Source organism: Micromonospora sp. HK10 (genome assembly GCF_000982955.1).
Lineage (GTDB): Bacteria > Actinomycetota > Actinomycetes > Mycobacteriales > Micromonosporaceae > Micromonospora.
In genome coordinates this window covers 1-4,408 of record NZ_KQ058824.1, presented here as the reverse complement: position 1 = coordinate 4,408, position 4,408 = coordinate 1, and the positions used below count along the sequence as shown (strand labels likewise).

General features: G+C 72.5%; 4 protein-coding genes. All 4 read right to left on the bottom strand.

Going from position 1 to position 4,408, the window contains the following annotated elements; translation table 11 throughout:
- Positions 1 to 15 precede the first annotated feature (15 nt).
- The 4 genes from alaS to LQ51_RS14585 all read right to left on the bottom strand — a co-directional run bounded on the left by alaS (position 16) and on the right by LQ51_RS14585 (position 4,258).
- Positions 16 to 2,694, bottom strand: coding sequence for an alanine--tRNA ligase (gene alaS, locus LQ51_RS14600; RefSeq protein WP_046566125.1), 2,679 nt, complete (start codon positions 2,692 to 2,694; stop codon positions 16 to 18).
- Positions 2,691 to 2,996, bottom strand: coding sequence for a hypothetical protein (locus LQ51_RS14595; RefSeq protein ID WP_046566124.1), 306 nt, complete (start codon positions 2,994 to 2,996; stop codon positions 2,691 to 2,693). The genes alaS and LQ51_RS14595 overlap by 4 nt, the downstream gene beginning before the upstream one ends.
- 32 nt (positions 2,997 to 3,028) lie before the next feature.
- On the bottom strand, positions 3,029 to 3,490 hold the full coding sequence (locus LQ51_RS14590; protein ID WP_156313083.1) for a DUF948 domain-containing protein: 462 nt from the start codon (positions 3,488 to 3,490) through the stop codon (positions 3,029 to 3,031).
- 147 nt (positions 3,491 to 3,637) lie between these two features.
- Entirely contained in the window at positions 3,638 to 4,258 is a 621-nt protein-coding gene (locus LQ51_RS14585) for a hypothetical protein (protein ID WP_046566127.1), read from the bottom strand.
- Positions 4,259 to 4,408: the final 150 nt, after the last annotated feature.

The following is a 4,408-nucleotide window of genomic DNA, read 5'->3' as shown; positions in this document are numbered from 1 at the left end:
CGATCGGTGTCACCATCACGCGTCGGCGATCGCCTTCTCCACGGTCAGCAGCAGGTTCGGCGCCTCCCCGGCGGGCAGGCCGCCCCCCTGGGCCAGGTCGTCGCTGCCACCGCCGCGCCCGGAGAACGCGGCCTTCACCAGGTCCTTCGCGCTCAGGCCACGACCACGGGCGGCCTGGTTGACCGCCACCACCAGGGAGGCCTTGCCGTTGGCACGGGCCGCCACCGCGACCGCCGCCGGGCGGGCCGGGTCGATCCGGCCGCGGATCTCCTGGGCCAGCGTGCGTACGTCGTTCGCGGCCGCGCCCTCGGGCGCCTCGGTGCCCACGTACGCCACGCCCCGCACGTCCTTCGCCCCGGCCGCGAGGCTCGCCGCGCCGCCCAGCACCAGCTGGGCGCGGAGCTTCTCCAACTCCTTCTCGGCGTCGCGCAACTGGGTGACGGTCTGCTCGACCCGGTCCGCGACCTGCTCGCCCGGCACCCGGAACAGCTCCGCCAGCCGGGACACCAGCAGGTGCTCGCGGGCCAGGAAGCCGAACGCGTCCATGCCGACCAGGGCCTCGATCCGCCGGACACCGGAGCCCACCGAGGCCTCGGAGAGGATCTTCACGAGGCCGAGCTGGGCGGACCGGGCCACGTGCGTGCCGCCGCACAACTCGCGGGCGTAGTCGCCGACCTCGACGACCCGCACCCGCTCGCCGTACTTCTCCCCGAACAGCGCCATCGCGCCGATCCGGCGCGCCTCCTCCTGGCTGGTGACGAAGGCGTGCACCTCCAGGTCGGCCAGGAGCACCTCGTTGACCTGCTGCTCCACGTCGTGCAGCACGCTCGGCGCCACCCCGGTCGGGGTGTTGAAGTCGAACCGCAGCCGGCCCGGCGCGTTCAGCGAACCCGCCTGGGTCGCCGACTCGCCGAGGAAGTTGCGCATCGTCTGGTGCACCAGGTGGGTGGCGGTGTGCGAGCGGGAGATCGCCCGCCGGCGGGACACGTCGATCTCGGCGTACCCGCTCTCCCCGGCGCGCACCTCACCCCGGACCACCCGGGCCCGGTGCACGATCAACCCGGGCACCGGCTGCTGCACGTCGAGGACCTCGACCTGCCCGCCGCCGACCGTGATCAGACCCTGGTCGGGCTGCTGGCCGCCACCCTCGGCGTAGAACGGGGTGGTGTCGAGCACCAGCTCGACGGTGTCCCCCTCGACCGCCGCGTCCACCTGCGCGCCGCCGGCGAGCAGTGCACGGACCCGCGACTCGCGGGTCAGCTCGGTGTAGCCGGTGAACTCGACCGGCCCGCCGCCGTCGAGCACCGACCGGTACGCCGACACGTCGGTGTGGCCGGTCTTGCGGGCCTGCGCGTCGGCCTTGGCCCGGTTGCGCTGGTCGGCCATCAACCGGCGGAAGCCCTCGGCGTCGACCTGGAGGCCCTGCTCGGCCGCGATCTCCAGGGTCAGATCGATCGGGAAGCCGTACGTGTCGTGCAGCTGGAACGCCTTGTCACCGGAGATGGCGGCCCGCCCGGCCGACCTGGTCTCGGCGATCGCCGTGTCCAGGATCGTGGTGCCGGCCCGCAGGGTGGCGAGGAAGGCGTCCTCCTCGGCGTACGCGTACTGGGAGATCCGGCCGAAGTCCTCGGCCAGCTCCGGGTACGACGGGGCCATGCAATCCCGGGCCACCGGCAGCAGCTCGGGCAGCGCCCGGTCCTGGTAGCCGAGCAGGCGGACCGCCCGGATGGCCCGGCGCATGATCCGGCGCAGCACGTAGCCGCGGCCCTCGTTCGACGGGGTCACCCCGTCGCCGATCAGCATCAGCGCGGTGCGCACGTGGTCGGCGATCACCCGCAGGCGGACGTCGTCCGGGTGCGACTCGCTGGCCACGTGGCCGGAGTGCGCGCCGTACCGCTTGCCGGTCAGCTCGGCGGCCCGGGCCAGGATCGGCCGGACCTCGTCGATCTCGTAGAGGTTGTCGACGCCCTGCAGGATCGAGGCCATCCGCTCCAGGCCCATGCCGGTGTCGATGTTCTTCGCCGGCAGCTCGCCGAGGATCGGGTAGTCCTCCTTGCCGGTGCCCGGGCCCCGCTCGAACTGCATGAAGACGAGGTTCCAGAACTCCATGTAGCGGTCCTCGTCGACCGCCGGGCCGCCCTCGCGGCCGTATTCGGGACCGCGGTCGTAGAACAGCTCGGAGCAGGGGCCGCACGGGCCGGGGATGCCCATCGACCAGAAGTTGTCCGCCTTGCCCCGGCGGACGATCCGCTCCGCGGGCACACCGACCGAACGCCAGATCTGGAACGCCTCGTCGTCGTCGAGGTAGACCGTCGGCCAGATCCGCTCCGGGTCGAGCCCGAAGCCGCCCGCCTCGACCGGCTTGGTGACCAGGTCCCAGGCGAGCGGGATCGCGCCCTGCTTGAAGTAGTCGCCGAAGGAGAAGTTGCCGTTCATCTGGAAGAACGTGCCGTGCCGGCTGGTCTTGCCGACCTCGTCGATGTCCGGCGTGCGGATGCACTTCTGGACGCTGACCGCCCGCTGGTACGGCGGGGTCTGCTGGCCCAGGAAGTAGGGGACGAACTGCACCATGCCGGCGTTGACGAACAGCAGGTTCGGGTCGCTGATGGCGGGCAGCGGAGCGGACGGCACCACGGCGTGGCCATTCGCCTCGAAGTGGGCGAGGTACCGCCGCTTGATCTCCGCCGTCTTCATCGCTGGTGCTCCTCCGGGAAAATCTCTCGGTCGCCGATGCGCGGGTCCTCGCGCAGGTCGGCGAACTGGTCGTCGTACGCCTCGCCGCGGGCGAAGGCCTCGTGGATCTCCTGCTCGCGCTCGGCCATCCCGGCGCGTACGTCCTCGACGAAGCCCCGGACCGACTCGACCAGGCTGCCGGCGGACTCGGACAGCCCGCTGGCGATGCCCGCGGGTGTGTACGCCTGCGCGGTGCGGGTGGCCTTGCGCACCACCAGCACGCCCACGGCCAGGCCGACGCCCAGCCAGAACAACCGCCTCATGCTCTCATCCTCCCGCTGTGCGCCGGCCCGGGTCAGCGGTTGCCGCGCTTGGCGGCCCGACGCTGCTGCTTGATGGTGTCGCGCACCTCACGCTCGGTCTCCGCGTGCCGACGGGCGGAGGCGGCCTTGCGCACGCCGTAGCCGAAGGCCGCCACCTTGACCAGCGGGTTCGCGGCGGCGGCGGAGACCACGGCCGCCAGGTTCGCCACGTTCGCGGTGACGTTCTGCGCGTGGGTGGTCATGGTGTCCACCTTGGCGAGCTGGAGGTTGACCCCGTCGAGGGAGGTCTGCACCTGCTCCAGCGCGGTGTTGACGTTCTTCACCGTGGTGTTCACGTCCCCGAGCAGGGGGGTGGTGCGGTCGTTCAGCTCGGTGATCATGCGGGTCGTCGCGTCCACGGTGTGCCGCAGCCGCAGGATCGGCACCGCCAGCACGAGCACCAACATCAGGAACGCGCCGGCCGCGATCAGTGCGGCGATCTCTCCACCACTCACGCGCATGTCCTCCTCAAGCAAGGTCCCGGGGCCCGACGCCCCGGGACGCGCGACCGTCCTACCCACTTCGTCCCACGCCGACCCACTGTCAACGGGCGCGGGCGGTTCCGCCAGCCCCAGACCCTACCGTCCGTGATGGAAACCGGCTCACGACGGTGAGCGGGTCAGCTCGCCGAGCGGATCGTCAGTGAGGGTCGGGTACGGATCCTCACCGGTGAGTGACGGGTCGGTGGTCGGCTGTGGTCCGGTCCGCTCGTCGTCGATCGCGTTACGGACCTTCACCGACACCAACGACCCGGCGCACTTCTCCGCTGCGGGCGTGGGTGCCGGAGTCGGCGCCGGCTCCCCGTCGACCGGCGGCGGCACGCAGGTGGGATCCCGGACCCACAGGTCGAGGGTGAGCTCGTCGCGCCGCCAGCAGGTGTAGCTGCCCTTGACATCCTTCTGCTCCGGGCAGCGGTCGACCTTCCACCGCCGCCAGCCGTCCCGGCCGAGCGCCTGCTCGTAGGCCTGGGCGGTCTCCTTCCACGGCTTCTCCGACTTGACGGTGCGTTCCCGCAGCCGGCAGTCCTGCAGGCACCAGCGGCTGCCGCTGACGTTGTCGACCGCGCTGGTCGACGCCCAGGCCGGCACCTCGAGCGCGTCGAGGGTGTCGAAGACCGGGTCGTGGCTGAGCGTGCGCAGCCCGAAGAAGAGCGGGACCGCGCCGAGCAGCACCAGGCTGACCAGGGCGAGGATGCCCAGCCGCAGCCGCTGCCGCTCGCGCATCTGGCGGCGCAGCTCGGACCGGGCGCCGCGCAGGCCGCCGGCCTCGGCGGGGACCTGCCCGGGGTCGGCCTCGGCTCGCCGCAGCGCGGTCCCGCCCTCGGGCGTGGCCGGACCCGGCTCCCGGGGCGGTACGACGGCCGCGGCCCGGGC

Coding starts and splice junctions, on each gene's coding strand:
- alaS (WP_046566125.1), bottom strand. CDS start 2,694: ATGAAGACGGCGGAGATCAAGCGGCGGTACCTCGCCCACTTCGAGGCG.
- LQ51_RS14595 (WP_046566124.1), bottom strand. CDS start 2,996: ATGAGGCGGTTGTTCTGGCTGGGCGTCGGCCTGGCCGTGGGCGTGCTG.
- LQ51_RS14585 (WP_046566127.1), bottom strand. CDS start 4,258: ATGCGCGAGCGGCAGCGGCTGCGGCTGGGCATCCTCGCCCTGGTCAGC.